Source organism: Saccharothrix mutabilis subsp. mutabilis (assembly GCF_039521145.1).
In the GTDB taxonomy this organism is placed as follows: Bacteria; Actinomycetota; Actinomycetes; order Mycobacteriales; family Pseudonocardiaceae; genus Actinosynnema; species Actinosynnema mutabilis.
The window spans coordinates 98,662-123,975 of sequence record NZ_BAAABU010000009.1; the positions used below are offsets into that span (position 1 = coordinate 98,662).

A 25,314-nucleotide genomic window follows, 5' to 3' on the forward strand; every position below is an offset into this window, starting at 1 on the left:
CCTCTATCCACTGTGGACACTCACCAGCTCGAAGTCACCTGTCCCGCCAGGCCGATGACCACGGGCACGACGCCCAGGCACAGGAAGGCGGGCAGGAAGCACAGCGCCAACGGACCCGCCACCAGCACGGCGGCGCGCTGCGCCCGCGCCTCGGCCCGGTCGGCGGCACGCGCCCGGAGATCCGCCGCCAGGTCCGCCACGGCACCCGCCAGCGCCGCGCCCGACCTGGCACTGCGCCGAGCCGCACGGGCCAGGGGCGCGGTGTCGGGATGGGCCAGCGCGGGTGCCCACGCCGTCACTGGGTCGGCGCCCAGGCGCAGCAGGTCACCGACGGTGCGCAGGTGCTCAGCCGGTTCCGGCGGCACGCCGGGCAGCACCGCCTCGACCGCCGTCGCCACCGGCAGCCCCGACCGCAGGGCGGCGGCCAGCAGGTCCCAGGCCGTCGGCAATGCGAACGCGTCCGGCGGCGGTCGCGTCGGTGCCCGCACCCGCCTGACCGGCGGTCTCAGTCGCGCGATCGGGCTCGGCCGACCCGGGTGCAGCAACAGCGCGACGGCCAGCAGCAGGAACGTCATGCCGTCACCTCCCTGGTGAGGTGCGCGCTCCACCGCAGCCCGGCGCACACCAGCGCCACACCGAGCACCAACAGCACCTGCCCCACACCGGTCCCGGCCAGGACACCGAGCGGGTGCGACCCGGTCAGCTCACCCAGCAGCACCCCGAGCACCGGCAACGCCGCCAACACCGCCGCACTCGCCCGAGGCCCGGCCATCCGGGCGTGCACCTGCCGCACGAACGCCGCCCGCCGCCGGAGGTCGTCGCGCACGGCTTCCAGGACGTCGGCCAACGGCACCCCGTGGTCGCCGGACAACCGCCACGCCCGCGCGAGCTGCCGACCTTCGGTGTGCGCCAACGCCTTCTCGACGTCACCCCCGCGCTCGGCCGTGGCCGCGACGGTCGCGAACACCTCCGCCGCGGGTGGATCCGCGTCCTCGGCCGCCCCGAGCGCCGCCCGCGCCGGGTCGGCCCCCGACCGCAGCTCCGCCACGAACGCCGCCAACCCTTCGGCGATCGCCTGCTTGGCCTCCCGTTCCGCACGCTCCTTCCGCCGACCGACGTGCAAGTGCCACAACGTCAACGCCAACAACGCCCCGGCGACAACCCCGCCGACGCCCAGCGACGACCCGACCACCGCGCCGAACGCGACGACCACAGGCCCGTTCCCCGCCCGCGACAGCCACCGGCGAACCGACACCGGCGACCGGCCGTCGCGACGCAAGACCCGAAGCCGGCGGCGGGCTGTGGCCGGTGGTGCCGCCAGCAACGCGAGGGCCAACAAGAGGAAGGTCATCGCGCCACCAACTCCCTGAGCCGAACGCCCGCCGGGTGCCAGCCCTCGCCCGACCGCCACGCCGGCCGGACCTCCAGCACGTCGTGCCCGCGCTCGAACACCGCGATCTCCGCCAGCCGCCGCACGCCGTCCGGATCCCGCCGCATGTGCAGGACGACCTTCACCGCCGCCGCCACCTGGCTGTGCGTGGCCCGCCGGTCGAGCCCGCCCAGCGCCGCCAACGCCTCCAGCCGCGCGGGCACCTCGGCGGGCGAGTTCGCGTGCAGCGTCCCCGCGCCGCCGTCGTGGCCGGTGTTGAAGGCGGTGAGCAGGTCCACCACCTCGGAACCCCGCACCTCGCCGACCACGATCCGGTCCGGCCGCATGCGCAGCGCCTGCCGCACCAGGTCCCGCACCGTGACCCGCCCCGCGCCCTCGACGTTCGCGCCGCGCGCCAGCAGCCGCACGAACTGCGGGTGCTCCGGCTCCAGCTCACCGGCGTCCTCCACGCACACGACCCGCTGGTCGTGCGGCACGCACCCGAGCAGCGCGGCCAGCAGCGTCGTCTTGCCCGACCCGGTGCCGCCGACCACCAGGAACGCCAGCCGCGCCCGCACCACCGCCCGCAACACCCCGGCCGTGGCCGCGTCGAACGTCCCGCGCCCGCACAACGCCGCCAGGTCGTGGCTCGCCGGCCGCAGCACGCGCAGCGACAGGCACGTCGACGGCACGATCGGCGGCAGCACCGCGTGCAACCGCACCGCACCCGGCAACCAGCCGTCCACGTACGGCACGGCGTCGTCCAACCGCCGCCCGGCCGCCACGGCCAGCCGCTGCGCCAACCGCCGCACCGCGGTCTCGTCGGTGAACGCCACCCCTGTCCGGCGCAGCCCGCCGTCCCCGTCGACCCACACCTGGTCCGGCCCGGTGACCAGCACGTCGGTGGTCCCGGGGTCGCGCAGCAACGGCTCCAGCACCCCGGCCCCGACGAACTCGCGCCGCAGCACCGTCAACGCCCGCTGCACGTCCTCGTCGCCGACCACGCCCCCGGCCTCACCGCGCACGGCCGCGGCGACGGCGGCCGACGACAACTCCGCCCGCCCGTCGGCCAACCGCTGCCGGACGCGCTCCACGAGGTCGCTCATCACCCACCCCCGACCGGTGCGCGGTGATCAGGCCCGCGAACGTGCCTGTGCCGCAACGGAACCGTCGCGTCGAGCGCCGACAGGACCTCCCGCGCCGCCTTCGCCAGCGGCCCCCGTGTCCGCAGCGGGAACCGCCCGTGGTCCAGGGCCGCGGGCAGGCGCGGCTCGGCGCGCATGGCCGTGAGCAGCGGCACGCCCACCGCCTCCGCCACCTCCACCGGCCGGATGCCGCCCGGCCCCGGTGCGCGGACCACCGCGTGGAGGCCGACCCCGCGTGCGGCCACCTGGTCGGCGACCCGTCTGGCCGCCGCGCACGCGCGCACCTCCGCCGGGACCACCAGCACCGCCAGGTCGGCGCGGTCGAGCGCGGCGCACGCCGCGGGCGGGAGCTGCCGCGGCACGTCGCACACCACGCTCTCCCCGGCCCGCCGACCCGCCTCGACCACGGCCGCCACGGCCTGCGGCGCCGGATCGGGACCGCTTCGCGAGCACGACAAGAAGGACAGCGTGCCGCCGCCGCGGCTGACCCAGGGCAGGGCTGTGCGCAGGGCGGACGCGGGCACGCGCCCACCGCTCAGCTCCACCTCCGGCCACCGCACACCGGACTCCGCCTCCGCGCCCAGCGCCAGGTCGAGCCCACCGCCCAACGGGTCGCAGTCCACGAGCAACGCCCGCCGACCCCGCAGCAACACCGCCTGCCCCACCGCCGTGGCCAGCACGGACGCACCCGCACCGCCACACCCGCCGAGCACGGCCAGCACGCGCCCGCCTTCGTGCGGCGCCTCCACCAGGTCGGCCAGCGCCGTGCGCAACCCGTCCGGCCCCGCGGACACGTCGATCACCCGCTCCACGCCCAGCTCGACCGCGCACGGCCAGTCGGCCGGGTCGGGCGGCCCCGTGGCGACCAGGAGCACTCCCGGCCGCCGCGGCAAGGCCTCGTCCACGCACGCTTTCGCGCCCTCCGGGTCCACGACGACGGCGGGCGCGGTGTGCCAGTGCCCGCGCAGCGCGGGCACGTCGACCACCCGCTCCACCTCGCACCCCGCCACGGCGGCGGCCTGCAACACCTCGTCCAACAGGTCCGTCCCGGCCACCAGGGCCACCACTCGGCTCACAGCTCCTCCTCGGTCCGGCACGCGGGTCCGTGCGAGGACCACGCTCCCGACCGGTGAGGAAGGCCACAACGACGGTTGATCGATCTGTGGACAACTCAGGGCCTGTGGACAACTCGGAGGCCGCACGATTGCGGATTGGGCGGCGCGCGGCAGAGGGCGCGGGCGGAGCCGGAGAGGGGGCCCGAAGCCGGGCGAAGACATGTCGCAAAGGATCTTGAAACCGACCCCGGACATGGGACGACCCCCGCCAGGGGGGAGGGACGGGGGTCGTCGATGGTTCAGTCCCGGGGGGTCGGACTGAACCCGTCCGGTCGCGCCGGACCCGTCTACTGTATCCCCACGGGACAGGGTCATGCGTGTCTTCCGTTAGAGGGACACGAGAAATTCGGTAGACCGCACCACGTCAAGTTCGTAAAACGACGAATAATGGTCGGCGGTCACCCGGCGGAACCCGCCCTTAAGCTGGTGCGGTGACCGAGCACGCCACCGAAGGCAGCCGAGTCGCCGCGTTCTTCGACCTGGACAAGACGGTCATCGCCAAGTCGAGCACGCTGGCGTTCAGCCGGCCCTTCTTCCAAGAGGGTCTGATCAACCGGCGTGCGGTGCTGAAGAGCGCCTACGCGCAGTTCGTGTTCATGCTGGCCGGCGCCGACGCCGACCAGATGGACCGGATGCGCTCGCACATCACCGCCCTGTGCGCGGGCTGGGACGTCGAGCAGGTTCGCTCGATCGTGGACGAGACGCTGCACGACATCGTCGATCCGTTGGTCTACAAGGAAGCCACACAACTCATCACGGACCACAAGACCGAAGGCCACGACGTGGTTGTCGTCTCCGCGTCCGGCGAGGAACTGGTGGCGCCCATCTCCACGATGATCGGCGCGACCCACAGCGTGGGCACCCGGATGGTCGTGTCGGACGGCCGCTACTCCGGCGACGTCGATTTCTATTGCGCTGGCGAGAACAAGGCGGTCGCCGCCAAGCAGCTCGCGGAAGAGCACGACTACGACCTGACCCGCTGCTACGCGTACTCGGACTCGATCACCGACCTGCCGCTGCTGGAGGCCGTCGGCCACCCCACGGTGGTCAACCCGGACCGCGCGCTGCGCAAGGTCGCCGCCCAGCGCGGGTGGCCGGTCCTGACCTTCTCCGACCCCGTGTCGCTGCGCGCCCGCATCCCCCGGCCGTCGGGCACGGCGGTCGCGGTGACGGCCATCGGACTCGGTGCGGCGACGGCCGCGGGCGTGGCCTGGTACGGCCTGCGCCGGCGTCGGCGGAGCTGATTCACCCGAGGGTGCCCCGGTCAGCGGTACCGACCATGGCTTCCGCGCCGAAAACGGTGTCAGACAAGAAGATCCGCTACTTTCAGTGGCTTGACCGGTGCACCCCATCGAGCCCTTGATGTGGCGGCTCATCAGGATTACAAAGGAGATGCGGACCTCGGGTCGGCCAGGGACGGAGCGGAAGAGAAGCACCGTTCACCCCGACAGGGCTCCGTGCGCGGACTTCGAGCACCCACGCGCAGCACGCCGCGGGAGGCTTGTCGTCTAGGGCCTGCGTATCGGGACGCCGGACGCCGAGGCCAGGGTTGTACGACACGAGTTGCACGCTTGGTAACTCGAAAGCCCGCGCCGCCGGCCGTGGCCTCTCCTCCGGGAGGGGCCACGGCCTGTTTCTGCGCCAGGAACACCCGAAAGAGTGAGTCGCCGGACGCCGGTTTTTGTCGGTGCCCCTCCGCATGATGGCCACGCAGCGCAACCCGTTGACCCGTCCCTGTGACGTGAGTAACTTTCCGCATGCGTCCACCTGTTGGTGGAAAGATTGCCAAGTGGGGAGGCCACCGTGCTCCGACCGCTCGCGCTCGCCGCCGCAGCCCTGGCGGCGGCGTCCCTCGTCGTGCCACCGGCGACCGCCGACCCGGTCCAGGCCCAGTCCGTCGGCGCGTTGCTGCGCGGGCTGACCCTGGAGCAGAAGGTGGGCCAACTGTTCGTCACCCACTTGAACGGGCAGGCACCCGACGAGGCGCACCCGAACAACCGGAAGGACTTCGGCGTCGACACGCCGGCCGAGGTGGTGGCGAAGTACCAGCCCGGTGGCGTCGTCTACTTCAACAACTCCAGCCGCGACAACATCGACACACCGCGCCAGATCGCCCGCCTCTCCAACGGCCTCCAGCGCGCGAGCCGCATCCCGCTGGCCATCGCCACCGACCAGGAGATGGGCATCGTCACCCGCATCGGCGCGCCGGCCACCCAGTTCCCCGGCAACATGGCGCTCGGCGCGGGCCGCAGCACCGCCGACGCCGAACGGGCCGCCGCCATCACAGCGCGTGAGCTGCGCGCGATGGGCGTCAACCAGAACTTCGCGCCCGACGCCGACGTCAACTCCAACCCGGCCAACCCGGTGATCGGCGTCCGCTCCTACTCCGGCGACCCGGCGCTGGCCGCCGAGCTGACCGCCGCCCAGGTCCGCGGCTACCAGCAGCGGTACCTGACCCGGCACGGCGTCGCGGCCACGGCCAAGCACTTCCCCGGCCACGGCGACACGGACGAGGACAGCCACACCACGCTGCCGAAGGTCGACCGCACGGTCGAGCAGTGGCGGCAGCTGGACGCGCCGCCGTTCAAGGCCGCCGTCGAGGCGGGCATCGACTCGATCATGACCGCGCACATCAAGGTGCCCAGGATCGACCCGTCCGGTGAGCCGGCCACGCTGTCCAAGCCCGCGCTCGACCTCCTGCGCCGCGAGCTGGGCTACGACGGCGTGATCATCACCGACTCGCTGCAGATGGCGGGCGTGCGGCAGCTGCACTCCGACGCGGAGATCCCGGTGCTGGCGCTCAAGGCGGGCGTCGACCAGCTGCTCATGCCGATGAACCTGGGCGTCGCCGTGGAGAGCGTGCTCGCCGCCGTGCGCAGCGGTGAGCTGACCGAGCAGCGCATCGACCAGAGCGTCCTGCGGATCCTGCGCATGAAGTTCCTGCGGGGCATGCTCACCGGCCCGCTCGTGGACGAGGACGAGGTGGACTCCGCCGTCGGCACACCGGAGCACCTCGCCGCCGCGCAGGCGATCACCGAACGCACCGTCACCGCGGTGCGCAACCGCGACCTGCCGCTGGCCGCCAAGCCGACCTCCGCGCTGGTCACGGGCTGGGGCGAGACCACCACCCGCACCCTCGCGGGCCTGCTCGGCGGCACCGCCCTGCCCACCGGCGGCGCGCCCACCGAGGCCCAGATCGCCGCCGCCGTGCAGGCCGCGGGCAGCGCCGACCTCGTGGTGGTGCTGACCAACGCCCTGTCCCGGCAGCCCGCGCAGCAAGCCCTGTTGACCAGGTTGCTGGCCACCGGCAAGACCGTGGTGGCGGTGGCCGTGCAGAACCCGTACGACGTGGCCCACACGGCTGCGCCGAACTGGCTGGCCACCTACTCCTACAGCGCGGTGTCGATGGCGGCGCTGGTGCGCGTGATCACCGGCGAGGTGCGGCCCGCGGGCACGCTGCCGGTGGCCGTCCCCGGCCCGACCCCGTACCCGTTCGGCCACGGATTGAGCTGGTGAGGGCGATGCGACGCAGACAACTGCTGATCGGGGGCGCGCTGGCCGTCCCCGTGCTGGCCACCTCCGCGCCCGCGCACGCGGACCGGAAGCTCACCACCGGCGCGGAACTCGCGGCCGAGGACGGGTGGCGGGTCCTCGCCGGCCGGAAGGTCGGCGTGGTCACCAACCCGACCGGCGTCCTGCTGGACCAGACCCACATCGTGGACTCGATGGTCGCCGCCGGGCACCGGCCGGCCGCCGCGTTCGGCCCGGAGCACGGGTTCCGCGGCACCGCTCAGGCCGGCGGGTCGGAGGGCGACTTCCTGGACCCGCGCACGGGTGTGCCGGTGTACGACGCGTACGGCGCGGGGGCCGGCAAGCTCGCGGGGATGTTCGCCAAGGCGGGCGTCGACACGGTGGTGTTCGACATCGCCGACGTGGGCGCGCGGTTCTACACCTACATCTGGACGATGTACACGGCGATGCAGGCCGCGGCGGCGACCGGCGCGGAGTTCCTGGTGCTGGACCGGCCGAACCCGGTCGGCGGGTGGGCGCGCGGGCCGCAGCTGGACCCGGCGTACGCGACGGGCGTGGGCAGGAAACCGATCGTGCAGCAGCACGGGATGACCGTGGGCGAGCTGGCCGCGCTGTTCAACGGCGAGTTCCTGCCGGCCGAGGGCGGGAAGGTCGCCCTGCGGACCGTATGGGTGAAGGGGTGGAAGCGGGACTCGCTGGACACGGGGTTGCCGTGGGTGCCGCCGAGCCCGAACATGCCGACCCGCGACACCGCGCTGGTCTACCCCGGCACGTGCCTGTTCGAGGGGACGGTGCTGTCCGAGGGGCGCGGCACCACCCGCCCGTTCGAGACGGTGGGCGCGCCCGGCATCGACTGGCGGTGGGCGGAGGACCTCAACGCGCTCGGTCTGCCCGGGGTGCGGTTCCGGGAGGCGCACTTCACGCCCACGTTCAACAAGTTCGTGGGCAAGGCGTGCGGCGGGGTGGCGCTGCACGTGACGTCGCCGCGGGAGTTCGACGCGATCCGGGCGGCGGTCGCCATGATCGTCACCGCGCGGGCCCGGTACCCGCAGGTGTTCGCGTGGCGGCCGGACTTCTGGATCGACAAGCTCACCGGCTCGGACCGCCTGCGCCGCATGGTCGACGCGGGCGCGGGCGCCGACGAGGTGGTAGGCGCGTGGTCCGACGAGCTGGCCGCCTTCACCCGCCTCCGCCACCAGTACCTCCACTACCGGTGAGGGGACCGACGATGCGCACCCTGCTGACGACCCTGCTGGCCGCGGCACTCGCCGTCACCGCCGCGACACCCGCCCACGCCGAACCCGCCGAGCCCGCCGCGCCCACCGACGACCAGGTCGAGGCGCAGGGCCTGGCCGGCCGGTTCGACCTGCCCCGGCGCGGGTGGGCGAACGACGTGCTGCGTTCGGGTACACCGGAGCGTGTGGGACTCGACCCGGCCGCCATCGGCACCGCCCTGGACCAGGTGCGGCAGTACACCGTGCCGGACGCGAGCGGGCACCCGCTGTTCTCCGGCGCGGTGACCCTGCTGGTGCACGACGGCGTGGTGGCGACCCACGAGACCGCCGGGTGGGCGGTCCGGTACGCCGACGCGACGGGCACGGAGCTGCCCGAGGCGGACCGCGTCCCGATGACCCCGGACACGATCTTCGACCTCGCCTCGATCTCGAAGCTGTTCACGTCGATCGTGGTCATGCAGCTCCAGGAGCGCGGTCTGCTGGACCTCGACGCGCCGGTGGCCCGCTACCTGCCGGAGTTCGGGGTCAACGGCAAGGACGTCATCACGGTCCGCCAGCTGCTCACCCACACCTCCGGCCTGGAGCCGTGGCTGCCGCTGTGGTCGCGGTACCCGGACGTCGCGTCCCGCATCAAGGCCGTGATGGACGTGGCCCCTAAGAACAAGCCGGGCACCGTCTACACGTACTCCGACCTGAACCTGATCACCCTCGGCGTGCTCGGCGAACGGTTGAGCGGCAAGAAGCTCGACGTCCTCGTGCGCGAGGGCATCACCGGTCCGCTTCAGCTCGACGACACCGGCTACAACCCGCCGGCGGCGAAGCTCGACCGGATCGCCGCCACCGAGTTCCAGACCGGCCGCGGGCTGGTGCGGGGCGTGGTGCACGACGAGAACGCGTGGTCGCTCGGCGGTGTCGCGGGGCACGCGGGCGTCTTCTCCACCGCTCGCGACCTGGCGACACTCGGCCAGGCGATCCTCAACGGCGGCCGGTACGGGCACGCGCGCATCCTCGAACCCGACACGGTCCGGCTGATGCTCACCGACTTCAACCAGGGCTTCCCGGGCAACGCGCACGGCCTGGGCTTCGAGCTGGACCAGCGCTGGTACATGGGCGCGCTGACCTCGCCGAAGACAGCCGGCCACACCGGGTTCACCGGCACCAGCCTGGTGCTGGACCCGCTGTCGAACTCGATCGCGGTCCTGCTGACCAACCGCGTCCACCCGACCCGGACGTGGGGCTCGATCAACCCCGCCCGCCGGGCCGTCGCCAACGGCTTGGCCCAGGCGCTGGCCGTCCGACCGCGGCGCGGCCCGACGAGCTGGACACCCACCACGGCCGGCGGCACGCTCACGACACCGGACCTCCGGACATCCGGCGGCCGGCACACCGTGTCGTTCAGTGCCTTTGTCGACTTGGACCCCGCGGACAAGGTCGTCCTTGAGTCCAGTAACGACGGGTCCACCTGGAGCGACTTGAAGACACTGACGGGGTACGGCGACCGCCGCTGGCAACGCGTGGAACTCGAAACGGAACCGGCCAAGCTCTACCGGTGGCGTTACGTGCGCGGCGCGGGCTACGGCGGGCGCGGCGCGTACGTCGACGCCGTCCGGATCACGGACGACCACGGATTGCTGGTGGACGGGGAACGGGACGGGCTGCGCGCGGACGGGTGGCGTTCGGCCAACCGCTAGTGGGCTTTCGGCGCAATCGCGACGTCCACCGGGTGGCATTCCGTCACGGTTGGGGTGACGGAATGCCACCCTCCGTTGATTTTCCGTTGGACGGTTAGTAAGTTTCCCACGTGTCCACCGAAAGCACCGACGCCAGTCCCCTCGTCCGGATCCGGTCACTGCTCCCCGGCCTCGCCCGCGCGGAGCAGCGGGTGGCGAAGGTCGTGCTGGACAACCCGGCCACCGTCGCCCACCGCAGCATCACCGAGGTCGCCGAGGCGGCGGGCACCAGCGAGACCACGGTGACCCGCTTCTGCAAGGCCATCGGCGTGGGCGGTTACCCGGAGCTGCGCATCGCGCTGGCCGCCGACACCGCGCGCACCGCCGCCCGCACCGACCGGGACCTCGGCGGCGACATCGGCCCCGGCGACGACCTGCGCCAGGTCGTCGGCAAGGTCGCGTTCGCCGACGCCCGCGCGGTCGAGGAGACCGCCGAGCAGCTCAACGTCGAGACCCTCCAGGCGGTCGTCGAGGCGGTCGCCGGCGCGCGCCGGGTGGACGTCTACGGGTTCGGGGCCAGCGCGTTCGTCGCGTTCGACTTGCAGCAGAAGCTGCACCGCATCGGCCGCACGTGCTTCGCGTGGAACGACACCCACATCGCGCTCACCTCGGCGGCGGTGCTGAGCCCCGACGACGTCGCGGTCGGCATCTCGCACACCGGGTCCACCGCGGAGACCGTCGAGGCGCTGCGGGTGGCCAAGGAGCACGGCGCGACGACGGTGGCGCTGACGAACTTCCCGCGCTCGCCGATCAGCGAGGTCGCCGACCACGTCCTGACCACCGCCGCCCGCGAGACCACGTTCCGCTCGGGCGCGATGGCCAGCCGGATCGCGCAGCTCACGGTCATCGACTGCCTGTTCATCGGCGTCGCCCAGAAGCACGTGGACACCGCCAAGACCGCGTTGGAGGCGACCTACGACGCGGTGTCGGGGCACCGCCTCGGCGCCCGACCGGACGGCAGGCGCCGGCGGGAGACCGGTAAATGACGCCGCCCCGGCAGGGGGTCGCGGTCCGGGTCGAGTCGCCGACGGAGGCCCGCAACCCGGGGACGCTGGACATCGACCGGCTCTCGACGCTGGACGTGCTGCGGCTGATCAACGCCGAGGACCACCGGGTGCCCGACGCGGTCGAGGCAGTGCTGCCGGAGCTGGCCCAGGCCGCCGACCTGGCGGTGAACGCGCTGCGCTCCGGCCACCGCGTGCACTACGTGGGCGCCGGCACTTCCGGCCGGTTGGCGACACTGGACGCGGCCGAGATCGTGCCGACGTTCAACGCGCCGCCGGACTGGTTCGTCGCCCACCACGCGGGCGGACCGGAAGCGCTGGTCAAGGCCGTGGAGGACGTCGAGGACGAGGCCGCGGGCGGCGCGGCGCAGATCCGTCGGCACGCGGTCGCCGGCGATGTCGTGCTGGGCGTGACCGCCTCGGGCCGGACCCCGTTCGTGGTGGCCGCGCTGAACGAGGCGCGCACGCTGGGCGCGCGCACGGTCCTGGTCTCGAACAACCCGAGCGCGCCGCGGGTGGACGTGGACGTGCTGATCACCGTGGACACCGGTCCGGAGGCGATCGCCGGGTCGACGCGGATGAAGGCGGGCACGTCGCAGAAGCTGGTGCTCACGTCGTTCTCGACGGCGGTGATGGTCCGGCTGGGGCGCACGTACTCGAACCTGATGGTGTCGATGCGGGCGACCAACGCGAAGCTGCGCGGGCGGACGGTCCGCATCCTGCGCGAGGCGACCGGGCTGGCGGAGAACGAGTGCACGACGGCGCTGGCGGACGCGGGCGGCGACCTGAAGGTGGCGCTGGTGCACCTGCTGTCGGGGGTGCCGATCGCCCAGGCCGCCGAGGCCTTGGAGAAGGCGCAGGGTTACGTCCGGCAGGCCCTGACCTCGCTCACCGCGCGCTGAGCCGCGGCCTCCGGCCCCCGCTTCCATTGTCCCACGGACCACCGACAAGATCGGCCGGCGAACGCGCGAGCAGCGGCCGAGGCGGGGGTGGCGGGCAGCGCGAACGGCAGGAGTGGCGGGCAGCGCGAACGGCGGGCGGCGGGCGGGAAGCGAGCAGGCAGCGCGGGCGGACAGGGCCGGCGCGGGCGGCGGATGGTGTGTGAGCGGTGGTTGGTGGTGTGGGGTCAGGCGGTGATGGGGCGCCACGGGATGGGGGTGGACAGGACCATCGCCGAGGAGGTTTCGCCGTAGCCGGACAGGCGGACCAGTAGGCGTTCCAGCTCGGTGATCGACGTCGTCACGACCTTCACCACCGAGCAGATGTCCCCGGTCAGTCGCACCACCTCGACCACCTCCGGGCAGTCGTCCAGCAACTCCGGGTGGACCGTGATGCACCTCGGGCCGTAGCACTTCATGCGGACCAGGGCCACGACCGTCCGTCCCACCGCCGTCGGGTCCACGGTCGCGCGGTAGCCGGTGATGACGCCGGCGTTTTCCAGCCTTCGCACGCGTTGGGCGACCGTCGGCGGCGACACGTGCACGCGGCGGGCCAGCTCGTTGTACGACAGCCTGGCGTCCTCTTGGAGGGCCTCCAGCAGGGCCCAGTCGACGCCGTCCAGGTCGATGCTCACGTTCGTAAACCTAAACCGCCGAAGCGTTTGCGACCACGAGACATATGCCCAGAACACCTGGTCAGTGGCCATTCAGATCACCCGTCCGCGCATACATCATGGTGCGCATGGACTGCCCGGTCGCACCCAAACTGGACTTCGGCGGCACGACGCCCTACGAGGACTACGTGCACGCCTCCGTGCTGCACTCGCTCCAGCAGCAGTGGTCCAAGGACCCGCGTGAGATGTCGTTCCTGGTGATCACCCAGGTCATGGAGCTGTACTTCGGCCTGCTCTGCTTCGAGTGGAGGCAAGCGCAGAAGGAGCTGCGGGCCGACGACCTGCGGGCCGCCGTGCGGACCCTGCACCGCAGTGACCTGCACATGCAGGCGCTCAACGCCGCGTGGCGGCCCATCGCGCGCATGACGCCCGGCGAGTTCAACGCCTTCCGGGACGCGCTCGGCGAAGGCTCGGGCTTCCAGTCCGGCCGCTACCGCGAGGTCGAGTTCCTGCTCGGCGAGAAGTCCCGGTCGATGCTCGTGCCGCACCGCGCGGTGCCCGCCCAGCACGACGCGTTGGAGGCGTTGCTGGCCGAGCCGAGCCTGTACGACGACGTCCTCGCCGCCCTGCGCCGGCAGGGCCTGGACATCCCCGCCGAGGTGCTGGACCGCGACTTCAGCGAGCCCTACCAGCCCAACGCCGACGTCGAGCGCGTCTGGACCGAGGTCTACCGGTCCGGGTCCCGGGACCTCCTGGAGCTCGGCGAGGCGCTGACCGACATCGCCGAGGAGTTCGCGCGCTGGCGCTACGACCACCTGCTCGCCACCCGGCGCTCGATGGGCTCGAAGGTCGGCACCGGCGGCTCGGCGGGGGTTGCGTGGCTGGAGAAGCGCACGCAACGCTCCATCTTCCCGGAACTGTGGACCGCGAGGAGCTACGTGTGAACCGAGACCCCTTGGCGCATGTGCGCGACCTGTTCGACCTGGACGACGACGTCGTCTACCTCGACGGCAACTCGCTCGGCGCACCACCCAAGAACGTCGCCGAGCGCGTCCAGGAGGTCGTCAAGCACCAGTGGGGCTCGCGGCTCATCCGCAGCTGGTCGGAAGGCTGGTGGGAGGCTCCCGAACGGGTCGGCAACCGCATCGGGCGGCTGGTCGGCGCGGCGGCCGGGCAGGTCGTCGTGTGCGACTCGACCAGCGTCAACCTGTTCAAGGCCCTGATGGCGGCGGTCCGCAGCACGGACCGGTCCGAGATCGTCGTGGACGCGGGCACCTTCCCCACCGACGGCTACATCGCTCAGTCCGTGGCGGAGCTGACCGGCTTGGCCCTGCGCCCCGCCGACCCCGACCGCCTGGACCTGCGCGACACCACGGCGGCCGTGCTGCTCAATCACGTCGACTACCGGACCGGCCGGCTGCACGACATGGCCGCGTTGACCGAGCAGGCGCACGCGGTGGGCGCGAAGGTCGTCTGGGACCTCTGCCACAGCGCCGGCGTGCTGCCGATCGAGCTGGACGCGCTGGGCGTCGACCTCGCGGTGGGCTGCACGTACAAGTTCCTCAACGGCGGCCCCGGCTCGCCCGCGTTCATCTACGTGCCGACCAGGGCGCACCAGGGCTTCCACCAGCCGCTGACCGGGTGGACGGGCCACCAGGTGCCGTTCGCGATGCAGCCCGACTACACCCCGGACCCCGGCGTGTCCCGCGCCCGGGTCGGGACGCCGGACATCCTGTCGATGCTGGCCCTCGACGCGGCGCTGGACGTCTGGGACCACGTCGACCTCAAGGACGTCCGGGCCAAGGGCCTGGCCCTGACCGCGCACTTCATGGACCTGGTCCGCGACCTGCCGGGCATCGGGGTCCTGACGCCGTCCGACGAGTGGCGCGGCCACCAGGTGTCGCTGCGCCACCCGAGGGCGGGCGCGCTGATGGACGCGCTGATCGAGCGGAACATCATCGGCGACTTCCGCGCGCCGGACGTGCTCCGCTTCGGCTTCGCCCCGCTCTACAACACCTTCGAGGACGCCGACCGCGCGGCAACGACCCTCAAGGAACTCCTTTAAGAGGCCGCGGCGTCCGCGATGCTCCTGGCCTCGCGGACGCCGGCTTCGACCGCCGAGCACCAGAACGTGATCCACTTCGCGACGCCTTCGGGCTCGCCCGTGGAGAACCCGTGCAGGGCCGCCGCGTACTCGTTCTGCCGGCGCAGGCAATAGACCTCCGGCACGCCCAGCGACTTGGGGTCCAGGCCGGTCGCGATCGAGGTCAGCCGCGAGGCCGCCCGCGCGACCACGCCGTTGGCCGTCGGGAACGGCGACAACGCCATCAGCTCGCCGTGCACCACCGCCACCACCAGCGGCCCCGGCACGGACGTCCCGCCCGTCACCAGCGACGCCAGCAGGTCCAGCCGCTCGGAGATGCCGGGCGCGACCCGCGGCCTGCCCAGCTCGGCGCCCAGGTCCGCGCCCGCCAGGACGTGCAGCTTCGCCAACGCCTGCAACGGCGCGCGCTGCCACGTCGGCAGGATCGTCCCCAGCGACTCCGCCACCCGCAGCGCGCCCGCCAGCACGGGGTCGGACACCGACCCGTCCGCGGGGATCTCGGTGGGTCCGCCGTCCAGCGCGGCCGAGGCGCGGGCGGCGCGGACGGAGGCCTCGGCGGCGGTGGTGGCCCAGCCGCGCAGGTTCACCCGGTGGCGGTGCACCTGGAACACGGCGTCACGGGCGGTCTGGACGGCCTCGGGCACGCCGGGCAGGTCCAGCAGCGGGGCGAGCGGATCGGTCACGCCGCAGAACACTACCCGCCGGTAAGTGGCTATCTGAAAATGCCGAGAATTGGCCATCGCGAATAGCCACTGAGGCGCTTAACGTCCGAGGCATGACCTGGTACGACCGCCCCACGCTCACCGGGGCCCACGTCCGCCTCGAACCGCTCGGCCTCCACCACGCCGAGGGCCTGCTGGAAGCGGGCGAGGACCCGGAGGTCTGGCGCTGGCTCAGCGTCCGCCAACCGGGGACGCTCCGGGAGGCGCGGGACATGGTCGCCGCCGCGATCAACGACCCCGCCCGGCGCGCGTGGGCGCAGATCGACCCCGCGACCGAGGAGGTCGCGGGCACGACCTCGTACTACGAGATCGACCCCAAGCACCGCGGCCTCTACATCGGCCACACGTGGATCGGCACCCGCTGGCAGCGCACCGCCCTCAACCGCAACGCCAAGCTGCTCCTGCTGACCAGGGCGTTCGAGGTCCTGGGCGCGCACCGCGTCGGCTGGCACACCGACGCCCGCAACGAGCGGTCGCAGCGGGCCATCGAACGGCTCGGCGCGACCCGCGAGGGCGTGCTGCGGGTGCACCGCGTCCGCCCGGACGGCACCCTGCGCGACACGGTCGTCTTCTCGATGACGGCCGCCGAGTGGCCGGCCGCGAAGGCCCGCCTCAGCGCGTGACGCGGGTCACGGGTGGTGCCGCTGGTCGCAAGGCATGTGTCGTTCGGCGGATCCACCGTGGTCAGCGGGCCGAACGCGGGTTACACAGTTGCCAACACGTTTCGAACCCGCCGAAATTGGTCTGAACCTTTTGGGTGCGCAGTGAGCTGAATCGCACTACCTTTCAGTGCGCACCCCTCGGATTCAGGAGGTCCGCCCACCATGACCCAGCCGCAAGCCCAGGGACCCGCCCTGGACAACCTGCTCACGGAGAACCGGACGTTCCCGCCCAGCCCGGAGTTCGCCGCGCAGGCGAACGCCACCGCCGAGCTGTACGAGGAGGCGAAGGCCGACCGCGAGGCGTTCTGGGCGAAGCAGGCGGAGCGGCTGACCTGGGACACCGGGTGGACGCAGGTCCTGGACTGGTCGAACGCCCCGTTCGCCAAGTGGTTCGTGGGCGGCAAGCTCAACGTGGCCTACAACTGCGTGGACCGCCACGTCGAGTCCGGCCACGGCGACCAGGTCGCCATCCACTGGGAGGGCGAGCCCGGCGACAGCCGCGCCATCACCTACGCCGAGCTGCAGCGCGAGGTGTCCAAGGCGGCCAACGCGCTGACCGAGCTGGGCGTGGGCGCCGAGGACCGGGTCGCCATCTACATGCCGATGATCCCCGAGGCGATCTTCTCGATGCTCGCCTGCGCCCGCCTGGGCGCGCTGCACAGCGTCGTGTTCGGCGGCTTCTCCGCCGAGGCGCTGCGCACCCGCATCGAGGACTCGCAGGCCAAGCTGGTGATCACGACCGACGGCCAGTACCGCCGCGGCAACCCGGCCGCGCTCAAGCCCGCCGTGGACGAGGCCGTCGCCAACGCCGCGAGCGTCGAGCACGTCCTGGTGGTCAAGCGCACGAACACCGACGTCGAGTGGACCGAGGGCCGCGACGTCTGGTGGCACGACCTGGTCGAGCGGCAGTCCGACCAGCACACGCCGGAGGCGTTCGACTCCGAGCACCCGCTGTTCATCCTCTACACCTCGGGGACCACGGGCCGCCCCAAGGGCATCCTGCACACGTCCGGCGGCTACCTGACCCAGGCGTCCTACACGCACCACTACGTGTTCGACCTCAAGCCGGACACCGACGTCTACTGGTGCACCGCCGACATCGGCTGGGTCACCGGCCACAGCTACATCGTCTACGGCCCGCTGTCCAACCGCGTCACGCAGGTCGTCTACGAGGGCACGCCGAACACCCCGCACGAGGGCCGGCACTGGGAGATCGTGCAGAAGTACGGCGTCTCCATCTACTACACCGCGCCGACGCTGATCCGCACGTTCATGAAGTGGGGCGCGGACATCCCCGCCAAGTACGACCTGTCGTCGCTGCGCGTGCTGGGCAGCGTCGGCGAGCCGATCAACCCCGAGGCGTGGATCTGGTACCGCGAGACCATCGGCGCGGGTCAGACGCCCATCGTGGACACCTGGTGGCAGACCGAGACCGGCGCGATCATGATCTCGCCGCTGCCCGGCGCGACCTCCACCAAGCCCGGTTCGGCGCAGCGCCCGCTGCCCGGCATCGGCGCGAAGGTCGTGGACGACCAGGGCAACGAGGTCCCGCACGGCGGTGGCGGCTACCTGGTGCTGGACGAGCCGTGGCCGTCGATGCTGCGCGGCATCTGGGGCGACGAGGAGCGCTACCGCGACACCTACTGGTCGCGGTTCGGCGAGCAGGGCTTCTACTTCGCGGGCGACGGCGCGAAGTACGACAACGACGGCGACATCTGGCTGCTGGGCCGCGTGGACGACGTGATGAACGTGTCCGGGCACCGCATCTCCACCACCGAGGTCGAGTCCGCGCTGGTCTCGCACCCGACCGTGGCCGAGGCGGCGGTCGTCGGCGCGACCGACCCGACCACCGGCCAGGGCATCGTCGCGTTCGTCATGCTGCGCGGCGGCGTGGCGGACGAGGCGTCCGGCGCGGAGGCGATCAAGGCGCTGCGCGACCACGTGGCCAAGGAGATCGGCCCGATCGCGAAGCCGCGGCAGATCATGGTCGTGCCGGAGCTGCCCAAGACCCGGTCCGGCAAGATCATGCGCCGCCTGCTGCGCGACGTGGCGGAGAACCGGGCGATCGGCGACGTCACGACGCTGGCCGACTCCTCGGTGATGGACCTCATCTCCAGCAGCCTGAAGTCGGGCGCCTCGGAGGACTGACCAGCGGGGCCGCGTCGGCTTGTCGTGTCGCCTTTCCCGACGATCACGTTCTTCGATCGGCGGGAAAGGCGGCGCGACGAGCCGACTCCACAGGCGGCCTCGCCGCGACGCCGGAGGCGGCGCGATCCAACACCGTTGGCGGGGCCCACGATCGTGTTAAGGTCCCGTACTGGTGAGCCGGGAAGTCTGGTCGGCACGAGGATGTCCTGTAGCCGATCTGCCCCGGAGCCCGCCCCATGAACCGCAAGCGCCAAGTCGTCGCCGAGTTCGCCCGCTACCTGCGCACCGAGACCGTCGGCGGCCTGATCCTGCTCGCCGCGACCGCCGTCGCGCTGCTGTGGGCGAACTCGCCGTTCAGCCCGGCGTACGAGGCGGTGCGCGACTTCCACATCGGACCCGAGTCGCTCCACTTGAGCCTGAGCGTCGGCGACTGGGCCAAGGACGGCCTGCTGGCGATCTTCTTCTTCGTCGCGGGGCTGGAGCTCAAGCGCGAGCTGGTGATCGGCGAGCTGAACAACCTCAAGGCCGCGATCCTGCCCGTGGTGGCGGCGGTGGGCGGCATGGTCGTGCCCGCGGTGGTCGCGATCGGGGTCGGGTGGGGCGAGCCGGGCATCGAGCGGGCGTGGGCGATCCCGGTGGCCACGGACATCGCGTTCGCGCTGGGCGTGCTGGCGATCACCGGGTCCGGGCTGCCGAGCGGCCTGCGGGTGTTCCTGCTGAGCCTGGCCGTGGTGGACGACCTGGGCGCGATCGTCCTCATCGCCGTCCTGTTCACGGCGTCGTTCAACCTGGTGGCGGCGCTGGTGGCGGTCGCGTTGCTGGGGTTGTACGCCTTCTTGCAGCACAAACGGGTCACCTCGCCGTTCTTGTACGTGCCGCTCGCCGTCGGGACGTGGGTCGCGGTGCACGAGGCGGGCATCCACGCGACCATCGCGGGCGTGGCGCTCGCGCTGCTGACGCGCGTGCGCAAGGACCACTACGAGCACGAAGCGCCGGCGCTGCGGTTGGAGCACCGGTTGCAGCCGTGGTCGGCCGGGGTGGCGGTGCCGGTGTTCGCGCTGTTCGCGGCGGGGGTGCCGGTGAACGGGGAGGCGTTGGGCTCGCTGTTCTCCGACAAGCTGGCGCTGGGCGTGATGCTGGGGCTGGTGGTGGGCAAACTCGTCGGCATCGTCGGGGCGTCCGCGCTGGCCGTGCTGTTCAAGGCGGCGGTGTGGCCGAGCGGTGCGGGGTGGCGGGACATCACGGCGGTGGCGATGCTCGGCGGCGTGGGGTTCACGGTGAGCCTGCTGATCGCCGACCTCGCTCTGGACGGTCAGGCCGCCGAACAGGGGAAAGCCGCGGTGCTGTTGGCGTCCATGGCGGCTTCGCTGCTGGCGGCGATCTTGTTGATCCGGCGCAGTCGGGTCCACCAGCGCTTGGACGAAGAAGTGTGAGGCTGTGTTGGATTGCGCCGCCTCCGGCGTCGCGCGCTCGCGGGTCGAGCGGCCGGCTGAAGGCGTGCATGGCACGATGAGCTTCGTGACCAGCGCTCGGGAGAACACCAACGGCAGCGGGCTGCCACCTGTTCCGTCGATCCCGTTGACCGCGGAGAGCGCGGCGAAGATCGCGGAGGAGACGTCCATCGGCGGGTTGGTCCGCGACGCCACGGCGCACCTGTCCACGTTGGTCAGGGCCGAGGTCGAGCTGGCCAAGTCGGAGATCGCGGGCGAGGTGAAGAAGGGCCTCAAGGGCAGCGTCTTCTTCGTCCTGGCGCTCACCGTGCTGGCGTTCGCCATGTTCTTCCTGTTCATGGCGCTGGGCTTCGGCCTGAACGACCTGTTCGGGCTGGGGCTGGGCTGGTCGTTCCTGATCACGTTCGGCGTCATGCTCCTCACCGCGGGCGCGTTCGGGTTCCTGGGGTACCGCAAGGTGCGCAGGATCAGGGCGCCGAAGCGGACCATCGCGTCGGCCAAGGACACCGTCGCGGCCCTGCGCCACCGCGGCGACGGGTCCTGAGCCGCGCCGTGCGGTTGCCGCCGGACCCGTCCACCGCCCGGGTCGCCGGACCCTGGGTCCACCGGGACGTGTCCGCCAACGGCATCCGCCTGCACGTGGCCGAACTGGGCGACGGCCCGCTCGTCCTGCTGCTGCACGGGTTCCCGGAGTTCTGGTGGACCTGGCGGCACCAGCTCGTGGCGCTGGCCGAGGCCGGGTACCGCGCGGTCGCGGTGGACCTGCGCGGCTACGGCGACTCGGACAAACCGCCGCGCGGCTACGACGGGTTCACCCTCGCCGGCGACATCGCGGGCCTGGTCAAAGCGCTCGGCGCGGCCCGCGCGCACCTCGTCGGGCACGCGTGGGGCGGCATGCTCGCGTGGACGGTCGCGGCCATGCACCAGCGGCTGGTCGACTCGATCACCACGATCTCCGCGCCGCACCCGCTCGCGCTGCGCCACGCGATCCGCCGGCACCCGCGCGGGCAGGGCCGGGCCAGCGGGCACGTCTTCCGGTTCCAGCTCCCCGTGTACCCGGAGCGGTGGCTGACCGCCGACGGCGGCGCGGCGGTCGCCCGGCTGCTCACGGCGTGGGCCGGTCCGAAGTGGACGGTGTCGCCGGAGTTCGACGAGGTGGTGCGGCGCAACCGGGAGGCGGTGCTGGTCCCCGGCGTCGCGCACTCCGCGATGGAGTACTTCCGGTGGGCGGTGCGCTCCCAGTTGCGCGGCGACGGGCGGCGCTTCGCCGAGGCGGTCGACCGGCGGCTGGACGTGCCGGTGCTACAGGTCCACGGCGCGCTGGACCCGGTGATGCTGGAGTCCACGGCGGCCGACTCGGGCCGCTGGATCGGGGCGGGCTCGCAGTTCCGCGGGCTGGCCGAGGTCGGCCACTTCCCGCACCAGGAAGCGCCGAACACGACCAACGGGCTGATCAGCGGGTTCCTGGCCGCAGTACAGCAGTGAACAGCATGAAAGCGGCCAAGAACCGCTCTCGCTGGAGGTCGTGCAGCCACTCGGCGGCCTCGTCGGCGTCGAGCTGACCGGCGCGCACGGCCCGTTCCGCGTTGCGGCTCAGCCCGAGGATGTCGTCGGCGGTCGCGAAGTCCCGCAGCACCGGGGTGGTGATCCGCAGGTCCACGGTGAACCCGGCGTCCTCCGCGAGCCGCACGACCCGCCGACCCACGGTCGCGTTGGTGACCACGTGGTCGCACACGAACTCCCGGACCTTCCGGTTGGTGCGCACGTCGCCGGGGTCCACGGTGATCGTGTCCCAGTCGGGCTGCGCCACCACCACGACACCGTCGTCCTTCACCACCCGGCGCAGCTCGGCGAACACGTTCTCCGGGTCGGGCACGTAGTGCAGCACCCGGTCCACCCGCGCCCGGTCGACCATCTTGTCCGCCACGGGCATCCTGCGCGCGTCCCCGGGGTGCACGGCGACGGCCGGGTACTCCTCCGTGCGACGCCGCGCCTCGGCGACCATCAACGGGTCGGCGTCGATCCCGATCACCCACTCCGCGCCGGTCGCCGCCAGGTCGAGCAGGTCGGTGCCGGGGCCGCAGCCCACGTCCAGGACGGTGTGGCGGCGGTGCACGTCGAGTGCGTCGAGCAACCTCAGCTTGTAGGCGCGGGCGTCGTCCAACGCGGCGGCCCGGTCCATGTACCCGATGGCGTCCATGCGCCCAGGCAAGCACTCACCTGTGGAGATCCTGTGGTCAAGACGCGCAGGTTTGGGTGGAAGCGCGACGGACCATGGTCGGGGCCTTGGCCACCTCGTCCGCGACTTCCTGCGCGGTGAGGACGAAACCGGTCTCCTGGTCGTCCACCGCCGCGCCGAACACGACGCCGATGACCCGGCCCTGCGGGTCGACCAGCGGTCCGCCGGAGTTGCCGCTGCGGACCTTCGCCCGGACCGTGTAGACGTCCCGCGTCACGGTGGTGGCGTCGTAGATGTCCGGTCCGCGCAGCATCTTGATCCGCTCGCGCACCCGCGCCTCGGACGCCGTGTACGGGCCGTCCAGCGGGTAGCCCAGGACTATCCCGTCCTCGCCCTGCTTGATCTCGTCGGTGCGGAACTGCAGCGGCGCGGCCTCCAGGTCCGGCACGGCGAGGATCGCGATGTCGGTCTGGGCGTCGTAGTGCACCACGGTCGCGTCGAACTGGCCGCGCCCGACCTCCACCGTCACCTCGGTGGTGCCCGCGACGACGTGCGCGTTCGTCATGACCCGCTCGGGCGAGATCACGAACCCGGTGCCCTCCAGCGCCCGCGAGCACGACGGCGCGCGACCGCGGACCTTCAGCACCGACGGGCGCAGCCGCTGCACGACCGGGTTGGCCGCCAGCGCCGGGTCCGGCGGGCCGACCTCGGCCAGCGGGGTCCGGTCGAACGGGTTCATCGCGGCCGGGAAGCCCGACACGTCGAACAGGTTGCGCAGGTCCTCGGACAGGGTGCGGGCGGCCTGCGGCATGGTGTCGTCGACCGTGGACAGGATCACCGACTGGTTGAGCGCCTTGGCCAGCGACGGCAGCCCGGCGACCATGGTCAGCGGCAGCGCGATCATCCACGCGACCACGAACACCACCGCGCCCTGCACGATCGCGCCCAGCGCGTTGTCCGCGCCGCGCAGCGGGCTGGAGTTCACCCGGGCCTTGAGCATCCGGCCGACGTACACGCCGAGCGTCTCGCCCAGCGCGACCAGCAGCACCACGATGCCGACCGCGAACACGACCTTGGTGACGACGTTCTCGAACTGCGCCACCACCAGCGGCGCGAGCTGCGTGCCCAGCACCAGGCCGACCAGGACGCCGACGAACGCGGGCAGCGCCACGACCATGCCCTGGCGCGCGCCCGAGACCGCCGCGAAGGCGGCCAGCGCCAACACCAGCAGGTCCACCCAGTTCACGCCGCCCAACCCTCCGTCACGTAGCGCGCAACGCTAGCTCAAGGTCGCGCACGTCGGTGGCATCCCACGGCCTTTCCCAGCCACCCAGCGCGAGCAGGCCGTTGAGCAGGCCCGCCGTGAAACCCCACACCAACATGCCCGGCGCGGAGAACGCCGGACCGACGTACCCCGACGAGTGGGTCACCCGGAACCGGTTCGCCGGGTCGGCGAGGTGCGCGATCGGCACCCGCGCCACGGCCGCGGTCTCCGCCGGGTCCACCGGGGCGACCGGCGACGGCTCGTCCCAGTGCGCCAGCACCGGCGTGACCACGAACCCGGACACCGGCACGTGCAGCTTCGGCAGGGTCGCCACCGGCCGCACGCCCTCGCGCAGCACCCCGGTCTCCTCGAACGCCTCGCGCAGCGCCGTGTCCACCGGCCCGTCGTCGGTCGGGTCGGCCGCGCCGCCCGGGAACGCGACCTGCCCGGGGTGGGAGCCGAGGGTGTCGGCACGGCGCAGCAGCAGCACGTCCGGCCCGTCCGCGCCCTCGCCGAACAGCATCAGCACGGCGGCCTCGCGGCCCGTGCCCGCGGGCGGCGGGGAGATCCGGGTGAACGCCCGGTGGTCGATCTCGGCGGTGGCCTTGACCAACCCGCCCATCCACTCCGGGACGTCCTCCGGCGACACCAGGGCGGTCATCCGACCACCTCGCGCACCTGGTCGACCGAGGTGAGCACGGTGTAGCGGGTCACCTCGGCGACCGCGCCGTCCGCGCCCACCACGTAGCTCTTGGGCAGGTGCGGCGGCGAGCCCAGGGCCCGGCGCACGGCGTCCGCCTCGCTGTGCACCGCGGGCAGGCGCACCCCCAGCTTGGTCAGCAACTCCAGCCCGTCCCCCTCCTTGCTGTTCACCAGCACGGTGAGCACCGGCACCGCGCCGGGCTGCCGGGCGTAGTCCTCCAGCACCCGCAGCTCCTCGTGACAGGGAACGCACCAGGTGGCCCAGAAGTTCACCAGCGCCTTGCCGGGCAGGGCCGCGCCGACGTCGACGGGCTGCCCGTCGGCCAGGCAGGTGACCGTGACACCGCGCAGGACGGCCGGGCCGCCCTCACCACGGGGGCACGGGTCCAGGGCGGCCTTTTCCCGCGCCGGTCCCAGGTCCTCGGCGGCGGCGGTCCGCTGTCGGTCGACCGGCGGCTCGGCGTCGCGCGGCCACAGCGCCACCACGGCGGCCACCGCGAGTACCAGGACGACGACCGCCCAGCGCACTGCTCGACTCACGCCAGTTTCTCCCCCGATCGCACCCGCTCGGCCAATGCGATCAGGTGCGGGGCCTCCTCGCCCTTCACCAGCTTCTCGGCCTTGACCGGATCGACCTGGCCGATCCCGTAGGACGGGCACTGGGGCGCGAGGAAGCACGCGCCGCACGCGGGCGTCCGGGCGTGGCAGACGCGGCGGCCGTGGAAGATCGTGCGGTGCGACAGGAGGGTCCAGTCGCGACGCTCGACGAGCTTGCCGACGGCGTGCTCGACCTTGACCGGGTCCTCCTCCTCCGTCCAGCCCCAGCGGCGCACGAGCCGGCCGAAGTGGGTGTCCACGGTGATCCCCGGCACGCCGAACGCGTCGCCCAGCACGACGTTGGCGGTCTTGCGGCCGACGCCGGGCAGCGTGACCAGGTCGGCGAGCTTGCCGGGCACCTCGCCGCCGAACCGCTCGACCAGCGCGGAACCCAGGCCGATCAGCGAGGTGGCCTTGTTCCGGTAGAAGCCGGTGGGGCGGATGTGCTCCTCCAGCTCGGTGCGGTCGGCGGAGGCGTAGTCGGCGGCCTTGCGGTAGCGCTGAAATAGCGCCGGCGTGACCTGGTTCACGCGGACGTCGGTGGTCTGGGCGGACAGGACGACCGCGACCAACAACTCCAACGGGTTGGTGAAGTCCAGCTCGCAGTGGGCGTCCGGGTACCCCGTCTCCAGCAGGCGGACCATCTTGCGCGCCCGCCGCGTGAGGCCGAGCGGGGTCTCGGGCTTCTTCACCGTGTTGCGCGCCGCCATGCGTTGAAGGCTACTCGTGCGCTCGACGGGCGGAGTCGGCGTCGCGGATGCACCATCTGATTGGCCAAACGGAACCTCGGGTAGTCGATGGGCA

Annotated in this window: 24 protein-coding genes; 13 read left to right on the plus strand and 11 right to left on the minus strand. The window is 72.5% G+C overall.

The genetic code is table 11. The features are described from left to right. Nucleotides 1-20: 20 nt before the first annotated feature. Genes ABD126_RS21145 through ssd form a run of 4 tightly spaced genes read right to left on the minus strand, consistent with a single transcriptional unit; the run spans nucleotide 21 to nucleotide 3,590 of the window. A complete protein-coding gene (locus tag ABD126_RS21145) occupies nucleotides 21-575 on the minus strand; it encodes a type II secretion system F family protein (protein WP_343935589.1) in 555 nt (184 codons plus the stop codon). Beyond that, on the minus strand, nucleotides 572-1,351 hold the full coding sequence (locus ABD126_RS21150) for a type II secretion system F family protein (RefSeq protein WP_343935590.1): 780 nt from the start codon (nucleotides 1,349-1,351) through the stop codon (nucleotides 572-574). The genes ABD126_RS21145 and ABD126_RS21150 overlap by 4 nt, the downstream gene beginning before the upstream one ends. Beyond that, nucleotides 1,348-2,475 carry a TadA family conjugal transfer-associated ATPase gene (locus tag ABD126_RS21155; RefSeq protein ID WP_425542854.1) on the minus strand — a complete coding sequence of 376 codons (1,128 nt, stop codon included), beginning with the start codon at nucleotides 2,473-2,475 and terminating at the stop codon, nucleotides 1,348-1,350. The genes ABD126_RS21150 and ABD126_RS21155 overlap by 4 nt, the downstream gene beginning before the upstream one ends. Continuing rightward, a complete protein-coding gene (gene ssd / locus ABD126_RS21160) occupies nucleotides 2,475-3,590 on the minus strand; it encodes a septum site-determining protein Ssd (protein WP_343935592.1) in 1,116 nt (371 codons plus the stop codon). Before ssd ends, ABD126_RS21155 begins: the two co-directional genes overlap by 1 nt. Before the next feature lie 470 nt (nucleotides 3,591-4,060). Between ssd and ABD126_RS21165 the strand changes: the two genes are divergently transcribed. The 6 genes from ABD126_RS21165 to murQ all read left to right on the plus strand — a co-directional run bounded on the left by ABD126_RS21165 (nucleotide 4,061) and on the right by murQ (nucleotide 12,031). Next, a complete protein-coding gene (locus tag ABD126_RS21165; RefSeq protein ID WP_343935593.1) occupies nucleotides 4,061-4,873 on the plus strand; it encodes an HAD-IB family hydrolase in 813 nt (270 codons plus the stop codon). 559 nt (nucleotides 4,874-5,432) lie between these two features. Then, on the plus strand, nucleotides 5,433-7,145 hold the full coding sequence (locus ABD126_RS21170) for a glycoside hydrolase family 3 protein (protein WP_343935594.1): 1,713 nt from the start codon (nucleotides 5,433-5,435) through the stop codon (nucleotides 7,143-7,145). A 5-nt stretch (nucleotides 7,146-7,150) separates the two neighbouring features. Next, nucleotides 7,151-8,377 (plus strand): exo-beta-N-acetylmuramidase NamZ family protein, encoded by a 1,227-nt coding sequence (locus tag ABD126_RS21175; RefSeq protein WP_343935595.1) that lies wholly within the window; start codon nucleotides 7,151-7,153, stop codon nucleotides 8,375-8,377. Nucleotides 8,378-8,388: 11 nt separating this feature from the next. Beyond that, on the plus strand, nucleotides 8,389-10,086 hold the full coding sequence (locus ABD126_RS21180) for a serine hydrolase domain-containing protein (RefSeq protein ID WP_343935596.1): 1,698 nt from the start codon (nucleotides 8,389-8,391) through the stop codon (nucleotides 10,084-10,086). A 110-nt stretch (nucleotides 10,087-10,196) separates the two neighbouring features. After that, entirely contained in the window at nucleotides 10,197-11,111 is a 915-nt protein-coding gene (locus ABD126_RS21185) for a MurR/RpiR family transcriptional regulator (RefSeq protein ID WP_343935597.1), read from the plus strand. Next, nucleotides 11,108-12,031: an N-acetylmuramic acid 6-phosphate etherase gene (murQ, locus tag ABD126_RS21190; RefSeq protein WP_343935598.1), complete on the plus strand. Its 924-nt coding sequence runs from the start codon at nucleotides 11,108-11,110 to the stop codon at nucleotides 12,029-12,031. Before ABD126_RS21185 ends, murQ begins: the two co-directional genes overlap by 4 nt. Before the next feature lie 224 nt (nucleotides 12,032-12,255). Here the strand turns inward: murQ and ABD126_RS21195 are convergent, their stop codons facing one another. Next, the gene (locus tag ABD126_RS21195) at nucleotides 12,256-12,702 is read right to left on the minus strand and encodes an Lrp/AsnC family transcriptional regulator (protein ID WP_343935599.1); all 447 of its coding nucleotides are present in this window, start codon (nucleotides 12,700-12,702) and stop codon (nucleotides 12,256-12,258) included. Between the two features lie 107 nt (nucleotides 12,703-12,809). Between ABD126_RS21195 and ABD126_RS21200 the strand changes: the two genes are divergently transcribed. Further along, complete coding sequence (locus tag ABD126_RS21200) at nucleotides 12,810-13,625, plus strand: tryptophan 2,3-dioxygenase (RefSeq protein ID WP_343935600.1); 816 nt, start codon at nucleotides 12,810-12,812, stop codon at nucleotides 13,623-13,625. Next, a complete protein-coding gene (kynU, locus tag ABD126_RS21205; RefSeq protein ID WP_343935601.1) occupies nucleotides 13,622-14,746 on the plus strand; it encodes a kynureninase in 1,125 nt (374 codons plus the stop codon). The genes ABD126_RS21200 and kynU overlap by 4 nt, the downstream gene beginning before the upstream one ends. On the opposite strand, the gene ABD126_RS21210 is transcribed toward kynU, so the two are convergent. Beyond that, nucleotides 14,743-15,468, minus strand: coding sequence for a Fic family protein (locus ABD126_RS21210; protein WP_343935602.1), 726 nt, complete (start codon nucleotides 15,466-15,468; stop codon nucleotides 14,743-14,745). The genes kynU and ABD126_RS21210 overlap by 4 nt on opposite strands. 92 nt (nucleotides 15,469-15,560) lie before the next feature. Here ABD126_RS21210 and ABD126_RS21215 point away from each other — a divergent pair, with 92 nt between their 5' ends. The 5 genes from ABD126_RS21215 to ABD126_RS21235 all read left to right on the plus strand — a co-directional run bounded on the left by ABD126_RS21215 (nucleotide 15,561) and on the right by ABD126_RS21235 (nucleotide 21,253). After that, nucleotides 15,561-16,130: a GNAT family N-acetyltransferase gene (locus ABD126_RS21215; protein WP_343935603.1), complete on the plus strand. Its 570-nt coding sequence runs from the start codon at nucleotides 15,561-15,563 to the stop codon at nucleotides 16,128-16,130. A 201-nt stretch (nucleotides 16,131-16,331) separates the two neighbouring features. Then, nucleotides 16,332-18,317: an acetate--CoA ligase gene (gene acs, locus ABD126_RS21220; protein ID WP_343935604.1), complete on the plus strand. Its 1,986-nt coding sequence runs from the start codon at nucleotides 16,332-16,334 to the stop codon at nucleotides 18,315-18,317. A gap of 236 nt (nucleotides 18,318-18,553) precedes the next feature. Beyond that, the gene (gene nhaA / locus ABD126_RS21225) at nucleotides 18,554-19,750 is read left to right on the plus strand and encodes a Na+/H+ antiporter NhaA (protein ID WP_343935605.1); all 1,197 of its coding nucleotides are present in this window, start codon (nucleotides 18,554-18,556) and stop codon (nucleotides 19,748-19,750) included. A 76-nt stretch (nucleotides 19,751-19,826) separates the two neighbouring features. Beyond that, the gene (locus ABD126_RS21230; protein WP_343935606.1) at nucleotides 19,827-20,312 is read left to right on the plus strand and encodes a phage holin family protein; all 486 of its coding nucleotides are present in this window, start codon (nucleotides 19,827-19,829) and stop codon (nucleotides 20,310-20,312) included. 8 nt (nucleotides 20,313-20,320) lie between these two features. After that, nucleotides 20,321-21,253 (plus strand): alpha/beta fold hydrolase, encoded by a 933-nt coding sequence (locus ABD126_RS21235; RefSeq protein WP_343935607.1) that lies wholly within the window; start codon nucleotides 20,321-20,323, stop codon nucleotides 21,251-21,253. Here the strand turns inward: ABD126_RS21235 and ABD126_RS21240 are convergent. From ABD126_RS21240 to nth, 5 genes are read right to left on the minus strand one after another with little or no spacing between them, the layout of a single operon-like run. Next, a complete protein-coding gene (locus ABD126_RS21240; RefSeq protein WP_343935608.1) occupies nucleotides 21,222-21,968 on the minus strand; it encodes a methyltransferase domain-containing protein in 747 nt (248 codons plus the stop codon). The two genes, ABD126_RS21235 and ABD126_RS21240, sit on opposite strands and share 32 nt — an antisense overlap. 37 nt (nucleotides 21,969-22,005) lie before the next feature. Further along, entirely contained in the window at nucleotides 22,006-23,193 is a 1,188-nt protein-coding gene (locus ABD126_RS21245; RefSeq protein ID WP_343935609.1) for a MarP family serine protease, read from the minus strand. A gap of 16 nt (nucleotides 23,194-23,209) precedes the next feature. Then, on the minus strand, nucleotides 23,210-23,872 hold the full coding sequence (locus ABD126_RS21250; RefSeq protein WP_343935610.1) for an NUDIX hydrolase: 663 nt from the start codon (nucleotides 23,870-23,872) through the stop codon (nucleotides 23,210-23,212). Further along, nucleotides 23,869-24,453 carry a TlpA family protein disulfide reductase gene (locus tag ABD126_RS21255; RefSeq protein WP_343935611.1) on the minus strand — a complete coding sequence of 195 codons (585 nt, stop codon included), beginning with the start codon at nucleotides 24,451-24,453 and terminating at the stop codon, nucleotides 23,869-23,871. The genes ABD126_RS21250 and ABD126_RS21255 overlap by 4 nt, the downstream gene beginning before the upstream one ends. Further along, the gene (nth, locus tag ABD126_RS21260; protein WP_343935612.1) at nucleotides 24,450-25,220 is read right to left on the minus strand and encodes an endonuclease III; all 771 of its coding nucleotides are present in this window, start codon (nucleotides 25,218-25,220) and stop codon (nucleotides 24,450-24,452) included. Before nth ends, ABD126_RS21255 begins: the two co-directional genes overlap by 4 nt. Nucleotides 25,221-25,314 lie beyond the last annotated feature (94 nt).

What these genes read in the sequence shown, in the direction of transcription:
- ABD126_RS21145 (WP_343935589.1), bottom strand. Translation starts at nt 575, where the DNA reads ATGACGTTCCTGCTGCTGGCCGTCGCGCTGTTGCTGCACCCGGGTCGG.
- ABD126_RS21150 (WP_343935590.1), bottom strand. Translation starts at nt 1,351, where the DNA reads ATGACCTTCCTCTTGTTGGCCCTCGCGTTGCTGGCGGCACCACCGGCC.
- ABD126_RS21155 (WP_425542854.1), bottom strand. Translation starts at nt 2,475, where the DNA reads ATGAGCGACCTCGTGGAGCGCGTCCGGCAGCGGTTGGCCGACGGGCGG.
- ABD126_RS21175 (WP_343935595.1), top strand. Translation starts at nt 7,151, where the DNA reads ATGCGACGCAGACAACTGCTGATCGGGGGCGCGCTGGCCGTCCCCGTG.
- ABD126_RS21180 (WP_343935596.1), top strand. Translation starts at nt 8,389, where the DNA reads ATGCGCACCCTGCTGACGACCCTGCTGGCCGCGGCACTCGCCGTCACC.
- murQ (WP_343935598.1), top strand. Translation starts at nt 11,108, where the DNA reads ATGACGCCGCCCCGGCAGGGGGTCGCGGTCCGGGTCGAGTCGCCGACG.
- ABD126_RS21200 (WP_343935600.1), top strand. Translation starts at nt 12,810, where the DNA reads ATGGACTGCCCGGTCGCACCCAAACTGGACTTCGGCGGCACGACGCCC.
- ABD126_RS21215 (WP_343935603.1), top strand. Translation starts at nt 15,561, where the DNA reads ATGACCTGGTACGACCGCCCCACGCTCACCGGGGCCCACGTCCGCCTC.
- acs (WP_343935604.1), top strand. Translation starts at nt 16,332, where the DNA reads ATGACCCAGCCGCAAGCCCAGGGACCCGCCCTGGACAACCTGCTCACG.
- nhaA (WP_343935605.1), top strand. Translation starts at nt 18,554, where the DNA reads ATGAACCGCAAGCGCCAAGTCGTCGCCGAGTTCGCCCGCTACCTGCGC.
- ABD126_RS21230 (WP_343935606.1), top strand. Translation starts at nt 19,827, where the DNA reads ATGAGCTTCGTGACCAGCGCTCGGGAGAACACCAACGGCAGCGGGCTG.
- ABD126_RS21240 (WP_343935608.1), bottom strand. Translation starts at nt 21,968, where the DNA reads ATGGACGCCATCGGGTACATGGACCGGGCCGCCGCGTTGGACGACGCC.
- ABD126_RS21250 (WP_343935610.1), bottom strand. Translation starts at nt 23,872, where the DNA reads ATGACCGCCCTGGTGTCGCCGGAGGACGTCCCGGAGTGGATGGGCGGG.
- nth (WP_343935612.1), bottom strand. Translation starts at nt 25,220, where the DNA reads ATGGCGGCGCGCAACACGGTGAAGAAGCCCGAGACCCCGCTCGGCCTC.